Genomic DNA, 17,919 nt, shown 5'->3' with positions numbered 1-17,919 from the left:
TCTCTTTTGCAACACCTTACGTCACCTTGCATCCCTGACCTCGGCGTCGCAGCCCGGTACTCCAGGGATCTGCGATGACCTTCGCAGATTGTCGCTTCTGCGGCGGCGTGTCGCAGTTGGCGAGAACCGTTTTTCCGATAATGCCGTTGCCGTCAGATACGGCCTTCCGACTCGCCTTCCGCCCTTCCGGGCGCCCATGCACAAGGAGCCTGCATGCCTGAAATCCACTGCAACAACGAACGCCGATCCGATTACGGGCGCGTCTCGTCCACCGCCGTTGTGACGTTCTCAATCGGTGCGACCACCCCCCGATAAAATACAGCCGGCATGACGGACACCATCGACGAAGCGCAGGAACTGGAAGCGCGCCATCTGCAACAGGCATTGGCCCAGCACGCAACGCGGGCCCGCACTGTTGCCCCTCTCACACCCATTGGGGAATGCCACAACCCGGACTGCAGCGAAGACTTCGACAACGATCCGGCCAGGCTGTTCTGTGGGCCTGCCTGTGCCGAGCGCTACGAAGCCATCCATCAACACCGCAACGCATAGGAACAGGGGACATGTCTCTGAACAGCAACGACGCTGGCTTCACCGAGCGCATCGCCGGAGTGTCGGCCGAGCTCGCCGTGCTGGTGAGCCTGGTGGAGAACCACATCCATCTGCAATTGGCTGACCTGGCCGATTCGGGTGACGTGGATGCGCAGGAGCGATTCGCGGTCGCCGATCCGGAGCGCTGGTTGGAGAACGCCCGCAACAGCCTGCAGGCGGGCGTCATGTTCCTGGAACGCGCGGTGCGGCAGCCGGCCCGGTTCTAGCGTTGCCGCGTGGGGACGGAAGGGGCCGGTGTGGTCGCCTTCCGTCCCCACCGGAGTACGCAGCGCGCTGCACGGCGGGGGCTGCGTCATAACGTCGCACCGCCTGTGCAGCAACCCTGAACGTGGTCCAAGGTTGGGCGAGGCCCCGTAGAATGGCGGCGTGCGCCGTTCTGTTCTCCACCGCCGGTTCCAGGCCCTGGCATGGCTTGCCATGCTGCTGGTGCTGCTTGCCCCGCTGGTGAGCCGCTGGCTGGCGCATGCCCACGTTGCGGCCAGCGCAACGGTGGCGGCGATGGACCACAGCCTGCACGCACAGCATGCGATGGACGGCCACCACGACCATCATGCGATGACGATGCAGCACGGCGAAGCGGCACCGAAGCCTGTTGCCGATCCCCATGCCGATCATGAGATGGGCGTGGACTGCGATTACTGCCTGATCGCCGCACGGATGATCACCCTGCTGGTGGCAGCGTTGCTGCTGTTGGCACCGATGACACCGGTCTGCCGCGCGTTGCGCGGGGCGGTGCAGGCCCTGCCGCAACGGATCAGCGGCACCCTGGGAGCGCGTGGGCCACCGGTCCTCAGGACCGCCTGAGCCGCACGCGCGCTGCAGTGATCTTCCTGCCATGAGGCTGCCGGCCACGGCCGGTGCCCGCACGCGCGTGCCTATCCCTTTCTGATTGCTGCCCTGCAATGCGGGGTGGCCTTGCATGCCGTGACCCAATGAAAACCAACCCCAACTCCGCGTGCCTGTGCCGGGCGCTGCTGCCTGCGCTGTGTGCCTGGCTTCTGCAGGCGGCGCCTGCCCTTGCCGCCGATACGGCGCCTCCCACCACGCTGGATACCGTGCGCGTGGTGGATACCCGCAGCGGCGAGCTGTCCTCCTCCGCCAGCGCCGGTTCCGCGCTGGGCCTGAGCGTGCTGCAGACGCCGGCCGCGCTCACCGTCATCAGCCGCGACCAGCTGGAGCAGCGCGGCGATACCAACCTCAACGATGCGATCAGCCGCGCAGGTGCGATCAGCGCCATGCCGCATCCCGGCAACGGGCTGAGTGCGCTGTCCAGCCGTGGTTTCACCGATGGGGCGTCGGTGATGCGGTTGTATGACGGGCTGCGCCAGTACGGGGGCGTGGGCATCACCTTCCCGTTCGATACCTGGTCGATCGAGCGCATCGAAGTGCTGCGTGGGCCGGCCTCGGTGATCCATGGCGACGGCGCGATCGGCGGGGTCATCAACATCGTGCCGAAGAAGCCCTCGCGCGGCGCCATCGAGAACGAAGTCAGCGTGACCGTCGGCAGCGAGGACACCGCGCGCCTTGGATTCGGCAGCGGCGGCGCGCTGACTCCGGCGCTGGCGTACCGGCTGGACATGAGTGGCAATTACAGCGCGGGGTGGGTCGACCGCGGGCGCAACAGCGACGCCACCTTCTCCGGTGCGCTGTTGTGGCAGCCGCGCAATGACCTGCAGCTGACCCTCACCCATGCGCAGGGCCAGCAGAGGCCGATGCGCTACTTCGGCACGCCGTTGATCGACGGTCGCCAGCTGGACGCGCTGCGCCACCGCAACTTCAACGTGGAAGACAGCCAGATCCGCTTCCGTGACCGCTGGACCCAGCTCGACGCGCTGTGGACGCCCACCGCGAACGTCGAATGGCGCACCCGCGTCTACCAGATCAACAGCCAGCGCGACTGGCGCAACGCCGAGGCCTATGTCTACAACCCACGCACCGGCCTGGTTGATCGGTCCGGCAACACCCGGATCACCCACAACCAGGACCAGACCGGGTTGACCTCGACGCTGCGCGTGCAGGGTGAGGTGGGCGGCCTGGCGAACAGTTTCGCGGTGGGACTGGATGCCAACCGTGCGCACTTCAAGCACACCAACAACACCTATGCCGGCAGTTCGGGCCCGGTCGATCCGTTCCATCCGGTGCCCGGCACGTTCGTCAGCGATGCGCCGAACCTGCCGCGCTACCGCAACCGCGCCGAGCAGTACGCGCTGTTCGTGGAAGACCGGCTGGCACTGGGTGAGCGCTGGTCGGTGCTGGGCGGGCTGCGCCACGATCGTGCCGGCATCGATCGCACCGATCTGATAGGCGGCGAGCGTGTGCTCTCGAAGACCTACAGCAGCACCGGGTGGCGCGCGGGCACGGTGTTTGCGCTGCGCCCGACGCTGAACCTGTACGCGCAGTATTCGCAGGCAGCGGACCCGGTCAGCGGCCTGCTGATGATCAGCCCGGCCAACGGGGCGTTCGACCTGGCCAAGGGCCGGCAGTTCGAGGTGGGCATGAAGCAGGCCTTCGACGGTGGCGAGTGGACGCTGGCCGCCTACCGCATCCGCAAGACCGGTCTGCTCAGCCGCGACCCGCTGCAGCCTGACCGCCGCGTGCAGATCGGCGCGCAGACTTCGCGTGGCATCGAGGCTTCGTTGAACTGGAACTTCGCGCCGCAGTGGTCGCTCGATGCCAACGCGACGGTGCTGAAGGCCGAGTTCGAGGACTTCCTGGAAACCGCGGGGACGCCGCCGGTGCTGGTCTCGCGCGACGGCAATGTGCCGCCGAATGTGGCCGAACGCCTGGCCAACGTGTGGTTGAGCTGGCAGTTCCTGCCCGACTGGACCCTGGCCGGCGGCGCGCGCTACGTCGGCAAGCGCTACGCCGACAACGCCAACACGCTGGAGCTGCCGGGCTACAGCACCACCGACCTGGCGTTGTCCTGGCAGGCCGCGCCGCGGACGCGGGTGACTGCACGCGTGTTCAATGTGTTCGACAAGGCGTACTACGCCACCGCGTACTACACCAGTACACAGTGGTTGCTGGGTGCGGACCGGCGCGTCGAATTCACCGTCGATCATCGCTTCTGAGGGCAAGGGCCATGTCGCTGCGTTCCACCGCCAAGCGCTGGACCTACCTGGTGCATCGCTGGCTGGGCGTCGGAGGATGCCTGTTGATGTTGCTGTGGTTCGTCAGCGGCATGGTGATGCTGTTCATCGGCTATCCAAAGCTGACACCCGGTGAGCGCCTGGCGGCGTTGCCGGTGCTGGGTGATGCCGTCGATTGGCGAGGGCTGTCGGCGCTGCCATACGCTGTACAGGCCGAGCCGGAAGCCGTGGCGCTGACCACGCTGCGTGGCGAACCCACCTATGTGGTGCGCAGCGGCAGCAACGTCGGTGCGTGGTCGGCGCGGACAGGCCAGGCGCTGCTGCCCGTGTCGGCACGGCAAGCTGAAGCGTCGGCCGCGCAGTTCGCCGGCGGGCAGGCGTTCGTCGGCGCAATGCGTGTGGATGAGGATCGCTGGACGCACTCGCGCGCGCTGGATGCGCATCGGCCGCTGTACCGGGTGGAGGTGGGCGGTACCCAACCTGGGGACCTCTACGTGTCCTCGCACACGGGCGAGGTGGTGCTGGATGCACCGCATGCGCAGCAGCGCTGGAACTATGTGGGCGCGTGGCTGCACTGGCTGTATTTCCTGCGCATGCAATCGGTGGATCCTGTATGGACGTGGGTGGTGATCGTGCTGTCTGCGCTGTGCACGGTGGCGGCGATCAGCGGCATCGTGGTTGGCATGTGGCGCTGGCGTTTTCGCGGGCACTACCGCTCCGGCGCGAAGACGCCGTATGTCGAACCCTGGATGCGCTGGCACCACCTGATCGGGTTGGTCGCTGCTGCCTTCGTGTTCACCTGGATCTTCAGCGGCTTGATGTCGATGAATCCGCTGGGCGTGTTCAGCGGCACCTGCAATGCGATCAATGCCGACCGTTACCGCGGAGACAGGGTGGCGGTGGATGGGGCGCTGGCCGAACCGTCGGCGTTGCTGGCGGTGGCCGGCGACGCGCGGTTCCGGCCGGTGGAAATCCAGTGGCGTCGCATCGGTGGCGAGCTGTTCGCGCTGTTGCTGGACGGGCAGGGCGATACCCGCATCGTGTCCAATGTGGACGGGCGGCTACAGGTCGCGCGCCAGTTGCCTGCTGCGCGCCTGCAGCAGCAGGCAGGCCTGATGTCGGATGCCCCGCTGCAGGACTTCCGCGTCCTGCAGTCGCCTGATGCCTATTTCTATCCGCGCGCGCCCGAGGCCATGAACGGTGCGGCCGTGCGCCGCTTTCCGGTGGCGGTTGCCGACTTCGATGATGCCGAGGCGACGCGTGTCTACCTCGACCTGGGCAGCGGTGACCCGCTGCTGACCCTGGGCCAGCGCGAGCGGGTAGGGCGCTGGCTGTTCTACTTCCTGCACAGCTGGGACCTGCCGGCGATGCTGCGGCAGGACGTCGCGCGACTGGGCGTGTTGCTGCTGCTGAGCACGGCAGGCACCGCGCTGTGCGCGACCGCTACCGTGATCGGCTATCGGCGCGTGCGGATGAAGGTGCAGCGTCGGCGGCGCTGATGCGTCGGGTCACACCCGCAGCCAGCGGGTGGACATCGCCACCAGCAACAGGGCCGTCGCCACGCCGATGAACGCGGCGACCAGGCCGAAGTGATTGGCGGCGAAGCCGATCAGCGCCGGGCCGGCGAGGATGCCGGCAAAGCCAAGCGTGGACACCGCCGTAATCGCCAGTGCACCCGGCATGCGGGTCTGGTGGCCGGCCAGCGAGAACAGTGCCGGCGCGATGTTGGCGCAACCCAGGCCCACCAGCACATAGCCGAGCAGGGATGCCTGCCAGGGCGTGACCAGGGTCAGCACCAGCACGCCGCTGGCGGCGAGCAGGGCGCCGAACACGATCGCGCGCTGGCGACCGACGCGTGCCACCAGCGCATCGCCGAACAGGCGCGCGACGGTCATGGTCAGGGTGAAGGTCACATAGCCGATGCCGGCAAGGCTGGCGTCGACACGACGTACGTCGCTGAGGAACACCGCGCTCCAGTCCAGCATCGCGCCTTCGCCAAGGAAGGCGATGAAAGCCAGAACGCCGATGAACAGCACCACGCCGTGAGGCATCGCCAGCATCGGCGTGTCATGCGGCATGCGCTCGCGGTGCCAGTATGACGCCGACAACAGCATCACCAGCAGCATGGCGCCCACGCCGACAAGCACCGACGCCAACGGTGGCAGCTGTGCGCTGAGCAGTACGGTCATGGTGGCCGCACCAAGGAACCCGCCGATGCTGAAGAAGGCATGGAAGCCGGACATCATCACGCGCCGGGCTTCGCGCTCGACGATCACCGCCTGCACGTTCATCGTGCAGTCCATCGCCCCCACCGCGGCACCGAACACGAACAACACCAGTCCCAGCAGCCAGGCCGTGTCGGCCAACACCAGCCCTGGCACGCTGAGGCAGATCAGCAACGTGCTGGCCACCATCACCCGACGGCAGCCCAGGCGCGCGGCGAGCACGCCGGACAGCGGCATCGCCAGCAGCGAACCGGCACCCAGGCAGAGCAGCACCAGGCCCAGCGTGGCATCGTTGATGTCCGTGCGTGACTTGGCGAAGGGCACCAGCGTGGCCCACAACGCGGTAGCGAAGCCGGGGATGAAGAACGCAGCGCGGGTCGCGTGCTGTTCGGCACGCGCGCGGTTGGCAATAGGCATGGGCGGTTCGGTCAGGGCAGGGTGGGATGCACTGTGATGCCGGCGGCACGGAAGCGCGCGGCCAGTGCGGGAGGCGCCGACGTGGTCAGCACCAGATCGTCGATCTCGTCGAGGCTGGCGATCTGCCAGTTGCCGCGCGCGCCGAGCTTTTCAGTGGTGGCAGCGACGATGACGCGGCTGCTGCACGCCACCATTGCGCGCTTCAGTGTGGCTTCTTCCGAATCCATCGCCCACACGCCGGTATCGCCGTCCACCGCGCACGGGCCCGGCAGGTACACATCGGCGCGCAGGCGCTGCACCTGGGCCAGCGCTTCGGCACCGACCGCGCCGCCACCGCTGGCCAGGCGGCCGCCGATCAGCTGCACGGCGGTGCCTTCATGCACGCTGGCGGCGGTGGCGATCTGCGGCGCGTTGGTGATCAGCGTCAATCCCAACGCGGCGGGCAGCTGCTGGGCGATGGCCAGGTTGGTCGACCCGGCATCGAGCAATACCACCTGGCCGGGCTGCAGCAGCGCGCAGACGCGCGCGGCCAGTTCTGCCTTGTCGCCGCGATCGCGGGTCAGGCGTTCGCGCAGTGGGCGTTCCTTCGGCGGCGGCAGCACGGCACCGCCGTAGACGCGCTGGCACAGGCCCTGCGCCGCCAGCTCGCGGAGGTCGCGGCGGATCGAATCTTCAGAGACGGCATAGCGGCGCGCCAGGTCGGCGGCCACTACGCGGCCCTGCTGGCGCAGTTCCTCAAGGATCTGCTGGGTCCGCTGGGCGGGAAGGGGGCTGGGATCGGAGCTCATACCGGGAATCATGCATGATCGTGCATGAACGTGCAACATCCGGAATAGTGTTCCGCGACGCTGGCGGAGTTGGGAATACGGCGATTGCCCGGCATCATGGCCGCGCTCCCTGGCATGGAATCCCTGATGTCCCCCACCGTTCACCACAAGCTGCGCATCGGCGCCGACCAGTACACCGGCCAGAAGCTGGTCGACCAGCAGTTCCACGAATGCGACTTCTCAGGTGCGGACCTGACCGCCACCGAGTTCATCAACTGCAGCTTCTACGACGCCGAAAGCCGCAGCGGTTGCCGCTTCAACGGCGCCACGCTGAAAGAGGCCAGCTTCCGTGGCTGCGACATCAGCATGTGCCACTTCAACTTCATCAAGGCACTGGGCCTGGAGATCAGCGAATGCCGCGCGCAGGGCGCGGACTTCAGCAACGCCAGCTTCATGAACCAGATCACCACGCGCAGTGGGTTCTGCAGCGGCTTCATCAAGAAGTCGAACCTGCGCTACGCCAATTTCTCGCGGGTGACGCTGGAAAAGTGCGAGCTGTGGGAGAACCGCTGGGACGGCGCCAATGTGAGCGGCGCCAGTTTCTCTGGCTCGGACCTGTCCGGTGGCCAGTTCGAGGGCATCGACTGGAACAGCGCCAATTTCACTGATTGCGACCTGACCAACTCCGAGCTTGGCGAGCTGGACCTGCGCACCACCAACCTGCGCGGCGCGACATTGGACGTGCAGCAGGTGGCGCTGTTGATGCAGCGCATCGGCATCACCGTGGTGCCGTGATCCGGTCCGGTTGCATCACGTCGTGTAGGCCACCCAGCCCTTGAAGCTGAAGCCGGCGTAGAACAATTCCACGTCGTCGAAGCCGGCTTCCTGCAGCAGGGCGACCTCCTGTTCGGGCGACAGCAACGGCAGCCGCTCGGCAATGGCTTCGATCGCGCGCTGTGCATCCACGCGCGCAACGCCAGAGGCTTCGGCAAACGCCGCGTAGCGCTGCAGCCAGCGCAGCTTGCCGGCCGGATCCTGCGGCACGCTGTGATGGGCGACCACCAGGGGTGCACCCGTGCGCAGTCGCTTGTGTAGTTCGCGCAGCGTATGCAGGCGTTGCGTGGCGTCGAGGAAGTGCAGGGTCAGCAGGCAGCTGGCGCCGTCGAAGCGCACGTCCGGAGCATCGTCGATGTAGCCTTCCAGCAGTTCAACGCGTGCGTTCAACGGGCCCAGCGTCTGCTCGGCCAGCGCCAGCATCGGTGCGGCCGGGTCCACGCCCAGCAGCTGCCAGCCCGGTTGTGCCTCGGCAAAGGCTTTCAGCTCCAGGCCGCCACCGGCGCCCAGCACCAGCACGCGCCCCTGCTCGGGGACCCGTTCGGCCAGCAGCAGGCGACTCATCTGCTGCAGGGCGAGGTAGCCCGGCACCTGGCGCAACGGGCCCTCGGCATAGCGGGCCACGGCCTGCGGATCGGAGAACGACGACATGCGGGCACTCCTGCAACGGGGAACTACCACTGTACCGTGGCACGCAAGTGCCGGTGCCGCAGGGCACCGGCATCGCGCTCAGCGCAAGGCCTGCGCCAACACCTGCCAGATGCGCGGGTCCTGGCATTGCGAGACATTGAAGCGCAGGTAGTCGGCCGCGCGCTGCGATTGGCTGAAGGCGTTGCCCGGTGCCAGTACGATTCCCTCGCGCAGGCAGTGCCGCGCCAGGGCCGCGGCGTCGCGGCCATCGGGCAGCTGGCACCACAGGAACAGGCCGGCTTCGGGCTGCAGCCACGGGGTGATACCCAGCGCGTGCAGTTTCCGCAGCGCATGCCGGCGTGCATCGGCCAGGCGCGAACGTACTGACTGCATGTGGCGACGATAACCACTGTCGGTCAGCGCGATGTGCATCAGCTGCATCGCCAGATGGCCGCCGCCGAAGCTGGTTGCCAGCTTCAGGTCGGTCAGCGCGTCGATCCAGTCCTGGCGCGCCGCGATATAGCCGCAGCGTGAGGCCGCCGACAGCGTCTTGGAAAAACTGCCGACGTGGATCACCCGCGACAGACCATCCAGCGCGGCAAGCCGGGGGGCGGGATGCAGCTCGAAGTCGGCGAAGATGTCGTCCTCGACGATGACCAGTTCGCTGTGCTCGGCCAGGCCCAGCAGGCGGTGAGCGGTGCTGGCGGAAAGCACGGCGCCGGTCGGGTTGTGCAGGCCCGAATTGGTGATGTACAGCCGCGGCGAATGTGCCTGCAGCGCCTGCGCAAACGCATCAAGGTCCGGCCCGGTGTGGGTGTACGGCACGCCTACGGCCTGCACCTGGTGTGCCTTCAGCAGCGCGTGGTAGTTGAAGTAGCTGGGGTCATCCACCAGCACGCAGTCGCCGGGCTTGAGCAGGAAGCGGCAGATCAGGTCGACCGCGTGCGTGCCTGATTCGGTCAGCAGGATCTGTTCCATCGGTGCGTCGATGCCCAGTGCGGCAGCCCGCCGCTGCAACAGTTGGCGCAATGCGGGCAGGCCGAGCGGGCCGGCGTAGTCGACCAGCTGCGATGCATCGACACGTGCCAGCCGGCGCAGGCCACGACGCATGCCGTCCTGGTACAGCCAGTCGCTGGGCATCCAGCCGCAGCCAGGCTTGAGGTGGCCTGCCGGCGTTTCCAGCGATTGCCTCGATACCCACAGCGGGTCCACCACGCGATCCAGCCGCGGCTCCATCGCGGCCAGCGCCAGCGGTGCGGCCGGGCCACTGACGTAGAAGCCAGAGCCCGCGCGCGCGCTGATCACGCCTTCGGCCGCCAGGCGCTCGTAAGCCTCGACCACGGTGGAGACCGATACGCCCATCGCTGCCGCCTGCGCGCGCACCGACGGCAGGCGGGAACCGGGGCCATCCACGCGCGCGCTGATGCGGGTGCGGACGGTCTGGATGACTGATTCGATGCGGGTGAGCGGACGCGACATGGCGGGACTGTAGTGGAAGTGTGGGCAGTACAGTTACTTGCGACTGTACTGGATTGTAGCTGGGGTGACCCGGCGATGGATGTTCCCATGCAGGTTCCGCCGGGCGATGCCTGGCATGACAGGAATACAGGCGTGGAACGGTCAGCGAGCGGTTGGATCAATGGCTTCATCGGTGTGGTGATCTTCGCCGGCTCGTTGCCGGCCACCCGCCTGGCGGTGCTTGAACTGGACGCCGGGTTCGTCACCGCCGCACGCGCCACCATCGCCGCAGTGCTTGGCCTTGGCCTGTTGCTGCTGTTGCGCCAGCCCTGGCCGCGGCGCAGTGACCTGCCGGGGCTGGTGGTGGTCAGTCTTGGCGTGGTGGTCGGCTTCCCGCTGCTGACCGCGCTGGCGGTGCGCCATGCGTCATCGGCGCACACCATCGTGTTCGTCGGCCTGCTGCCACTGAGTACCGCACTGTTCGGGGTGCTGCGCGGCGGCGAGCGGCCGCGCCCCGCCTTCTGGTTGTTCTCGCTGTTGGGCAGCGCCTGCGTGGTCGGTTACGCGATGCGCAATGGCATCGAGGCCTCGCTGCAGGCCGACCTGCTGATGCTGGCCGCGATCCTTGCCTGCGGGCTCGGCTATGCCGAAGGCGGCCGGCTGGCCCGCCATCTCGGCGGCTGGCAGGTGATCAGCTGGGCACTGCTGCTGGCGTTGCCGGTGATGCTGCCACTGAGCGTGGTGATGCGCCCGGCCTCGTTCGCCGCGGTGGGCGCGCCTGCGTGGTGGGCACTGGGCTACGTGGCGGTGTTCAGCATGCTGGTCGGCTTCCTGTTCTGGTACCGCGGGCTGGCGCAGGGTGGAATCGCCGCGGTCGGCCAGCTGCAGCTGCTGCAGCCATTCTTCGGCCTGGCGTTGGCCGCGCTGTTGCTGCACGAATCGGTCAGCGCCGGCATGGTGCTGGTAACGCTGGGCGCGGTGGTCTGCGTGGCCGGCGCGCGCCGCTTCAGCCGCTAGAAAAAGGGGACGGAGGGGATTAAGTCGCTATTGCCCCTGGTGTGCCGGAAGCGACTTAATCCCCTCCGTCCCCTTTTCTGGCGATAGCGCGGGCATATCGTGGCGTGTGGTCAACGGTATTGGCCGGTGCCCCCGCCCGTGGTTGAAGCTGTGCGGATGCAACCTGTTTCGCGAATTTCCTTTGAAGGCCAAGTGGGGCTGGTGACCGGTGCCGCCGGTGGACTGGGCCTGGCCTACAGTCGCCTGCTGGCCGAGCGTGGTGCGCACGTGGTGATGCACGACGTCGGTGCCGGCACCAATGGTCGTGGCACCGATCCGCTGCGCATCCAGCACAGTGCCGACGCGTTGCGGGCGCGTGGGCTATCGGTGCAGGCCGTCAGTGATCCCATCGATCATCGTGCCGGTTGCCACGCGCTGGTGCAGGATCTGCTGCAGCAGCATGGCCACATCGACTTCCTGATCCACAACGCTGGCTGGGTGGAGTACCAGGCGTTGGAAGCCATCGAAGACGATGCGATGGAGCGGATGCTGTGCCTGGCCGCGAAGACGCCCCTGTGGTTGGCACAGGCAATGTGGCCGGCAATGCGCGCGGCGGATGGTGGCCGCATCGTCATCACCACCTCCGATCGCGCGCTGTATCCGCAGTACGCACAGCGCGGCCTTTCCGCCTATGCGATGGGCAAGCTGGCCGCGCTCGGCCTGGTCAATGTGCTGGCACTGGAAGGTGCCGGGCACGGCATCGTGGTCAATGCGGTTTCGCCGGTGGCCAAGACGCGGATGTGGGGCATCGACGGCGAGCCGGACGAGCTGCATCCGGAGGCAGTCGCGCACGGCGTGGCCTTTCTGGCATCGACGCGCTGCCAGGACGGCGGGTGGGTACTGCGTGCAAGCAATGGCCAGTTCCATGCATTGCGCCTGCAGGAAGCGGAACACGTTGCATATCCGCGCGATCTGCGCGCGGTCAGCGCCGACAGCATCGAGTCGGTGGCCCTGCAGTGGCCGGCCATCGCCCGCGCCAGTGTGGACGTGCGCAGCTGAGGGCGTACCCTAGCCGGGTTCCCACCGCCTGCATTGAGATGATCGACCTGCGCCTGCTTCGCCAGTTCGTGGCCGTGGCCGAAGAACTGCACTTCCACCGCGCGGCCGCCCGCCTGCACATGTCGCAACCACCGCTGACGGCGGCAATACGACGGCTGGAAGACGAACTGGGCAGTGAACTGATCGTGCGTGGCAACCGTACCCTGGGCCTGACCGTGGCCGGGCACACCTTGCTGGTGGAAGCGCGCGCGACGCTGCAGCAGGCCGAACAGGCGCTGCAGCGCACCCGTGAAGCCGCCGCAGGGCAGCGTGGCAGCCTGCAGGTGGGCTATGTCGGCAGCGCGTTGTACGGTCGGTTGCCTGGTTTGATCCGCCGTTTCCGCCAGCAGTATCCACAGGTGCGGCTGCATCTGCAGGAGGCGACCTCACGCCAGCAGCAGCTGTGGCTGAGAGAGCAGCGCATCGACGTGGGGGTGTTGATTCCACCGATTCCTGCCGCCGAACTACAGTTGCACGACTTCGACCACGACCATCTGGCGATTGCGCTGCCGCGTGCGCATGCATTGGCCGCGTTGCCCGAAGTGAGCGTGGCGATGCTGGCCGATGAACCCTTCGTGTCGTGGCCGGCGGGTGAGGGCATCGGCTTCCACGCACAGGTGCTGGGCCTGTGCACCGCGGCGGGATTCACTCCACGCGTGGTTCAGGAGGCGCAGGGCATGCATGCAGTGCTGTCGCTGGTGGCGGTGGATGCGGGCGTGGCAATCGTACCGGCCAGCATGGCCAGCTTCCGTCCGCAGGAGATCGTCTACCGGACGGTGGCCGGCGACGCAGCGCGCTTCGCCCTGCAGCTATGCGTGCGCCCTGAGCAACCTTCACCGGTGCTGTGCAATTTCCTGGACGCCGCGAACGCGAGCTGATTCTGCCGGCCGCTTAGGCGTGTTCGCCCTGGAACAGATGCGCCACGGCGTAGTCGATGAATACCCGCAGGCGCGCGCTGGGGTGGCGTCCACCCGGCCATAGCAGCGAGAACTGCCCCTGGTGCGTGGGCAGCGCAGGCAGCACCTGTTGCAGGCGGCCATCGTCCAGCGCGTCAGCGGCAAGGAAGTCAGGCATCCAGGCCAGGCCCATGCAACCAATCGCAGCGGCCAGCACGGCTTCCATGTTGTTGCAGGTCATCGCCGTCGGCAGGCCCGCTCCGGCATCGCCTTCGACGCCCGGCAGCTGCCACGGATGCAGCTTTCCGGTGGTCGGGTAACGGAAGCGCAGCGCGGCATGCATGCGCAGCTCGCTCACATCACCGGGCGTGCCGTGCGCGTGCAGATAGCCGGGGGCCGCACAGAGGATGAAACGAAACCCGCCCAGCCGCCGCGCGGTCAGGCTGGAATCGGCCAGCGCACCGCTGCGTATCACTGCGTCGAGGCCTTCGCTGACCACATCGACGATGCGGTCATTGAAATCCAGTTCCAGCTGCACCTGCGGATAGCGCTGCTGGAAACCGGGCAGCACCGGCAGCAGGAAGCGATAGCCGATGGTCGGCAGCCCGATGCGCAGCAGCCCACTGGGCGCGTGCTGTCGCTGCGCCAGGTCCGCCTGTGCTTCGGAAAGCTCGTCCAGGGCACGCCGGCAGCGTTGCAGGAGCAGATCGCCCTCATCGGTGAGGTGTACGCGGCGGGTGGTGCGATGGAACAGGCGCGTGCCCAGGTCCTGCTCGAGGCGGGCGATGCGCTTGCCCACCGCCGACGCGGACAGGCCGAGGACGCGGGCGGCACCGACGATGCTGCCCGCCTCCGCAGTGCGGACGAAGGCGAGCAGGGCAGAGATGGAATCCATGCCGGCATGATTGCGGAACATCAGGCCGCAATCAACGTCCATCGAGCCAGTTTCTCATCAATAACGGCCTGTCCATCATCAATACCCCTGATGGATGGAGGCCCGCATGGCCCCGGTTTCGATGCTCCCCTTGCCTGTCCGTGCGCAGCAGCGCTGGACGCTGCTTGCCGTCTGCCTGGCCGCGCTGGCGTTGCCGTTGTCCTTCTCGGCCGGCGCGGTCGCGGTGCCGGTGCTGGCCCGTTCCGCGGCGGCCTCACCCACTGCGCTGGCCTGGGTGACCAATGCGTTCATGCTCACCTTCGGCAGCCTGTTGCTCGCCGGCGGCGGCCTGGCCGACCGCTTTGGCCGGCGGCGGCTGTTCCTGCTGGGTACGGCAGGCTTCAGCGCCGCCACCGCCGTCGTCTGCCTGGCACCCACGCTGTTGTGGCTGGACCTGGCGCGCGGGCTGCAGGGCGTTGCCGCTGCAGCAGCGCTGGCGTCCGGCACCGCCGCATTGGCGCAGGCCTGGCAGGGACCGGCGCGCGCCCGCGTCTTTGCCCTGCTGGGCACGACATTCGGTGCAGGGTTGGCACTGGGGCCGCTGCTTGCCGGCCTTCTGCTGCAGGCACTGGGGTGGCGCAGCGTGTTCGCGGCGGGTGGCGTGCTGGCGTTGGCGGCCTTCGTGCTGGGCGCGCGCGTGTTGCCTGAAAGCCACGGCGAGCGCGGACACCTGGACCTCGGCGGCATGCTCGGCTTCAGCCTGATGCTGGCGGCGCTGACCCTGGCCCTGCTGTGGCTGGGCGAATTCGGGCTGCATGCCCTGCGCGTGCACTTGGCGCTGCTGGCGACGCTGCTGTTGGGCGGGGTGTTCGTCTGCATCGAACGGGTGCATCGCTCACCCCTGCTGGACCTCTCACTGTTCTCGCAGCCGGCGTTCCTCGGTGTCCAGCTGCTGCCGGTGGCCACCTGCTTCGGCTACGTGGTGCTGCTGGTGGTACTGCCGCTGCAGTTGTTGGGCGTGCATGGGCAAAGCGCGGCCGCGGTCGGATTGCAGATGCTGGCCCTGTCCGCACCGATGCTGGTACTGCCGATGCTGGCCGCGCGCTGGGTCGAGCGCATCGGAAGTGCGCGGTTGTGCACGCTCGGCCTGCTGGTCTGTGCCACCGGCTTGTACCTGCTGTCGTGCCACGCCTCGCACCCGTCGCCCTCGCAGTGGGTGCCGTTGTTGATGCTGATCGGTGCCGGAACGGCCTTGCCGTGGGGCCTGATGGATGGGCTGTCGGTCAGCGTGGTGCCGGTGCAGCGTGCAGGGATGGCTGCCGGCATCTTCGGAACGGTGCGGGTGGCCGGCGAAGGCATTGCGTTGGCCGCAGTGACCGCCTTGCTCGCGCTGCTGATCGGCCAGCGGCTGCAGGGCGCGTCACCCGCGTCGCTGGCCAGGGCCGGGGCCTATCTGGCAACCGGTGCGCATGCACAGGCGCAGGCACTGCTTCCGGCGATGCGCGGCGCACACCTGCAGCAGGCCAGTGCCGAAGCGCTGGCGATACTGCTGAGGGTGCTGGCGCTGCTGACCGCCGCCTGTGCCGTGCTGCTGCACGTATTGCTGCGGCGGCCAGCGTTGGCCGTGATCAGAACCGATAGGTGATGGTGCCGGTGACCACCCGCGGGTAGCCGGCGAAGCAGTCACCGAAGGTGCGGCACGGTGCGTAGTAGCGCTTGTCGGTGAGGTTGGTGATGTTCAGCGCCATCGTCCAGTCGGTCACCTGCACTTCCACCAGGGCATCGGCCAGCGTGTAGCTGGGAGTGATGATGCGCCCGCCATTGCCCAGCGACACGGTATTGCCGACATGGCGCACGCCCAGGCCCAGGCGCAGGCGTGCGCCGTCGTCCAGCGGGAAACCCTTCGAGACCCAGGCCGAGGCCAGGTCCTGCGGGGTGTCGTTGAGGCGTTGGCCCACTTCCAATGCGAAGTTGCTGCGGCTGACTTCGGCCTCGTTGCGCGCAACGGCGGCGGTGATCGTCAGCTCGTTGGCGAACTGGAACTGGCCCTCCAGCTCCACACCCCTGGAGCGGATCTGCCCGGTCTGCACCACGTTCAGCACGTTGTCCGGGTCGTTGGTCTGCCGGTTGGTTTCGGTGATGCGGTACGCGGCCATCGTCAGCAGCAGGTTGCGCGCGGGTTGCCACTTGATGCCGGCCTCGGTCTGGCGGCCGCGCATCGGCTTGAAGGCCTGGCCGAACAGGTCCTGGCCGGCGACCGGCAGGAACGATTCGCTGTAGCTCAGGTAGGGCGACAGTCCTGCGCCCAGTTCGCCGATCAGGCCGGCGCGATAGGAGGTGGCGTTGTCGGTCTGGCTGGGCTGGCCGTCGGTCTTCGAGCGTGCATGGTCGCGTCGTGCGCCCAGCACCAGTGAAACGCGGTCGGCCCAGCGGATCTGATCCTGCAGGTAGAGGCCGAGCTGGGTGGAGGTCTGGTCTGGCTGGCGCTCCCAGCCACGCACCGTCGGTGCCACTGATACCGGGGCGTAGATGTCGATCGGCGTGCCGGTCGCATCCAGGCGCTGCAGCTGCTCCCGGTACTGGCTGTAGTCGACGCCGGCCAGCAGCAGGTGCTGGAAGGCCCCCGTGGCGAAGTCGAACTGCAGGGCGTTGTCGGCACTGAAGATCTGCACGTCGGGGCGGGTGCCGTAGGCGGTGCGGTTGACCACGCGACGTCCGGCATCGATGAAGGGATCGGCCGGGTTGCTGTAGCTGTCCACGTACATCTGCTGCAGCGTGGTCTTGCCGTCGATGTAGCGCACGGCCGAGCGCAGGCTGAGCACGTCGTTGAAGCGGTGGTCGAACAGCGCGGTGAGGCTGTAGACACGCGAGTCGATGCGGTCGAAGTCAGGGTCACCGATGAACGTGGAGGGATCGAGGCGGCGTCCGGGGGGCGCCAGCAGCGTCGCCGCCAGCGGCAGGAACTGCTGGCTGGAGCCGGTCCTGTCGTGCTGGTAGCTGGCCAGCAGGCTGAAGGTGCTGCGTTCGCCGCGCCAGCTGATCGAAGGCGCAAGGTAGACACGGTCGTCCTTGAGCGTATCGGTCTGCATGTTTGACTCACGCAGCAGGCCGACGAAGCGCCCGGCCACCGTGCCGGCCTCGTTCAACGCACCGCCGATGTCGCCCTGAAGCTGCCTGCGGTCGAAGCTGCCAAGCTGCACGCCTACCTCGCCCGCCACGTTGCCGAACGTCGGGCGCTTGCTCATCGCATTGATGATGCCGCCGGTGGCGCCTGCGCCGTACAGCACCGACGAAGGACCGCGCAGCACTTCCACACGCTCCAGGCCATAGATTTCCGGCCGCGCCAACGGACTGAACCCGTAACTGCGGCGGAGGCCATCCTGGTACTGCACCGGATCCAGGCCGCGTACCGAGGTGGCATCGTTGCGAGTGTCCAGGCCCCACGCGTCGGCGGTGACGCCGGCGCTGTAGCGCAGCACTTCCTGCAGGTTGTGTGCGCCGCGATCGGCGAACAGCTGCTGGGTGACCACGCTGATCGCCTGTGGCGTCTGGGTCAGGACGGTGTCGGTCTTGGTCGCGGTGCTGGCACGCTCGGCCACCACGCTGACGCGGTCCAGGGTGCGGGGAGTCGGCGCGTCGTCGGCCAGTGCGGCGTGTGCGACGAGGCTGCCGGGCAGGGCGAGGGCAAGCGAGAGCAGGGTGCGGCGGGCGGGCATGGCGGTCGGTCCACGGAAGATCGCCGCGGATTATCGGGATTGCATCCTGTTGTTGCAAATGATTCTCAATGACGTGTCATCATCGAGACTTCGCCGCCTCACGCCCCCTATGCCGGCCAGCGCCTAGTCTCGGTTGTCCCCGTCCCCCGCGGAGACCCGCCATGTGGCTGCTCGACCATCTCTGGCCTGGCCGCAGGCCCCTTCCTCCCCCGGTCGCTGCCGAGCCGCAGGCAGCGCCCCGCCGCCCTTGGCTGAAACGCCCCGCACGCGCCGGTCGCAGTGGCATGGCGCCCTGGCAGAAAGTGGC

Annotated in this window: 16 protein-coding genes; 10 read left to right on the top strand and 6 right to left on the bottom strand. The window is 67.7% G+C overall.

Features of this window, described 5'->3' with window-relative positions:
* Nucleotides 1-327: 327 nt before the first annotated feature.
* The 5 genes from N7590_RS03320 to N7590_RS03300 all read left to right on the top strand — a co-directional run bounded on the left by N7590_RS03320 (nucleotide 328) and on the right by N7590_RS03300 (nucleotide 5,200).
* Nucleotides 328-552, top strand: a complete 225-nt coding sequence (locus tag N7590_RS03320; RefSeq protein WP_080375926.1) for a hypothetical protein — start codon at nucleotides 328-330, stop codon at nucleotides 550-552.
* Between the two features lie 11 nt (nucleotides 553-563).
* Nucleotides 564-818, top strand: coding sequence for a hypothetical protein (locus N7590_RS03315; protein WP_164240514.1), 255 nt, complete (start codon nucleotides 564-566; stop codon nucleotides 816-818).
* Between the two features lie 211 nt (nucleotides 819-1,029).
* On the top strand, nucleotides 1,030-1,416 hold the full coding sequence (locus N7590_RS03310; protein ID WP_164240594.1) for a DUF2946 family protein: 387 nt from the start codon (nucleotides 1,030-1,032) through the stop codon (nucleotides 1,414-1,416).
* Nucleotides 1,417-1,544: 128 nt separating this feature from the next.
* Entirely contained in the window at nucleotides 1,545-3,683 is a 2,139-nt protein-coding gene (locus tag N7590_RS03305; RefSeq protein ID WP_164240513.1) for a TonB-dependent receptor, read from the top strand.
* An 11-nt stretch (nucleotides 3,684-3,694) separates the two neighbouring features.
* Nucleotides 3,695-5,200 (top strand): PepSY domain-containing protein, encoded by a 1,506-nt coding sequence (locus tag N7590_RS03300; RefSeq protein ID WP_279935151.1) that lies wholly within the window; start codon nucleotides 3,695-3,697, stop codon nucleotides 5,198-5,200.
* Between the two features lie 9 nt (nucleotides 5,201-5,209).
* Here N7590_RS03300 and N7590_RS03295 read toward each other — a convergent pair whose 3' ends face one another.
* Complete coding sequence (locus N7590_RS03295) at nucleotides 5,210-6,343, bottom strand: MFS transporter (RefSeq protein ID WP_164240509.1); 1,134 nt, start codon at nucleotides 6,341-6,343, stop codon at nucleotides 5,210-5,212.
* Nucleotides 6,344-6,354: 11 nt separating this feature from the next.
* Nucleotides 6,355-7,131: a DeoR/GlpR family DNA-binding transcription regulator gene (locus N7590_RS03290; RefSeq protein ID WP_053508597.1), complete on the bottom strand. Its 777-nt coding sequence runs from the start codon at nucleotides 7,129-7,131 to the stop codon at nucleotides 6,355-6,357.
* A 126-nt stretch (nucleotides 7,132-7,257) separates the two neighbouring features.
* Here N7590_RS03290 and smqnr point away from each other — a divergent pair, with 126 nt between their 5' ends.
* On the top strand, nucleotides 7,258-7,905 hold the full coding sequence (smqnr, locus tag N7590_RS03285; protein WP_164240507.1) for a SmQnr family pentapeptide repeat protein: 648 nt from the start codon (nucleotides 7,258-7,260) through the stop codon (nucleotides 7,903-7,905).
* A gap of 15 nt (nucleotides 7,906-7,920) precedes the next feature.
* Here smqnr and N7590_RS03280 read toward each other — a convergent pair whose 3' ends face one another.
* Nucleotides 7,921-8,595 carry a class I SAM-dependent methyltransferase gene (locus tag N7590_RS03280; RefSeq protein WP_164240505.1) on the bottom strand — a complete coding sequence of 225 codons (675 nt, stop codon included), beginning with the start codon at nucleotides 8,593-8,595 and terminating at the stop codon, nucleotides 7,921-7,923.
* A gap of 78 nt (nucleotides 8,596-8,673) precedes the next feature.
* Nucleotides 8,674-10,053, bottom strand: a complete 1,380-nt coding sequence (locus N7590_RS03275) for a PLP-dependent aminotransferase family protein (RefSeq protein WP_164240503.1) — start codon at nucleotides 10,051-10,053, stop codon at nucleotides 8,674-8,676.
* Nucleotides 10,054-10,185: 132 nt separating this feature from the next.
* On the opposite strand from N7590_RS03275, the gene N7590_RS03270 reads away from it, so the two are divergent.
* The 3 genes from N7590_RS03270 (at nucleotide 10,186) to N7590_RS03260 (ending at nucleotide 13,004) form a co-directional block, all read left to right on the top strand.
* Entirely contained in the window at nucleotides 10,186-11,049 is an 864-nt protein-coding gene (locus N7590_RS03270; protein WP_164240502.1) for a DMT family transporter, read from the top strand.
* Between the two features lie 201 nt (nucleotides 11,050-11,250).
* Nucleotides 11,251-12,087, top strand: a complete 837-nt coding sequence (locus N7590_RS03265; protein WP_279935149.1) for an SDR family NAD(P)-dependent oxidoreductase — start codon at nucleotides 11,251-11,253, stop codon at nucleotides 12,085-12,087.
* A 38-nt stretch (nucleotides 12,088-12,125) separates the two neighbouring features.
* On the top strand, nucleotides 12,126-13,004 hold the full coding sequence (locus tag N7590_RS03260) for a LysR family transcriptional regulator (RefSeq protein ID WP_164240497.1): 879 nt from the start codon (nucleotides 12,126-12,128) through the stop codon (nucleotides 13,002-13,004).
* A gap of 13 nt (nucleotides 13,005-13,017) precedes the next feature.
* On the opposite strand, the gene N7590_RS03255 is transcribed toward N7590_RS03260, so the two are convergent.
* Nucleotides 13,018-13,917 (bottom strand): LysR substrate-binding domain-containing protein, encoded by a 900-nt coding sequence (locus N7590_RS03255; RefSeq protein ID WP_164240495.1) that lies wholly within the window; start codon nucleotides 13,915-13,917, stop codon nucleotides 13,018-13,020.
* 106 nt (nucleotides 13,918-14,023) lie between these two features.
* Here N7590_RS03255 and N7590_RS03250 point away from each other — a divergent pair, with 106 nt between their 5' ends.
* Complete coding sequence (locus N7590_RS03250) at nucleotides 14,024-15,541, top strand: MFS transporter (protein ID WP_053508584.1); 1,518 nt, start codon at nucleotides 14,024-14,026, stop codon at nucleotides 15,539-15,541.
* Here the strand turns inward: N7590_RS03250 and N7590_RS03245 are convergent.
* Nucleotides 15,525-17,612 carry a TonB-dependent siderophore receptor gene (locus tag N7590_RS03245; RefSeq protein ID WP_164240493.1) on the bottom strand — a complete coding sequence of 696 codons (2,088 nt, stop codon included), beginning with the start codon at nucleotides 17,610-17,612 and terminating at the stop codon, nucleotides 15,525-15,527. The genes N7590_RS03250 and N7590_RS03245 overlap by 17 nt on opposite strands.
* Nucleotides 17,613-17,919: the final 307 nt, after the last annotated feature.

Origin of the sequence: Stenotrophomonas sp. GD04024 (assembly GCF_029837545.1) — a bacterium.
GTDB classification, from domain to species: Bacteria; Pseudomonadota; Gammaproteobacteria; order Xanthomonadales; family Xanthomonadaceae; genus Stenotrophomonas; species Stenotrophomonas forensis.
The sequence above is the reverse complement of the archived record's forward strand: the minus strand, read 5'-3'. Positions and strand labels throughout refer to the sequence as shown.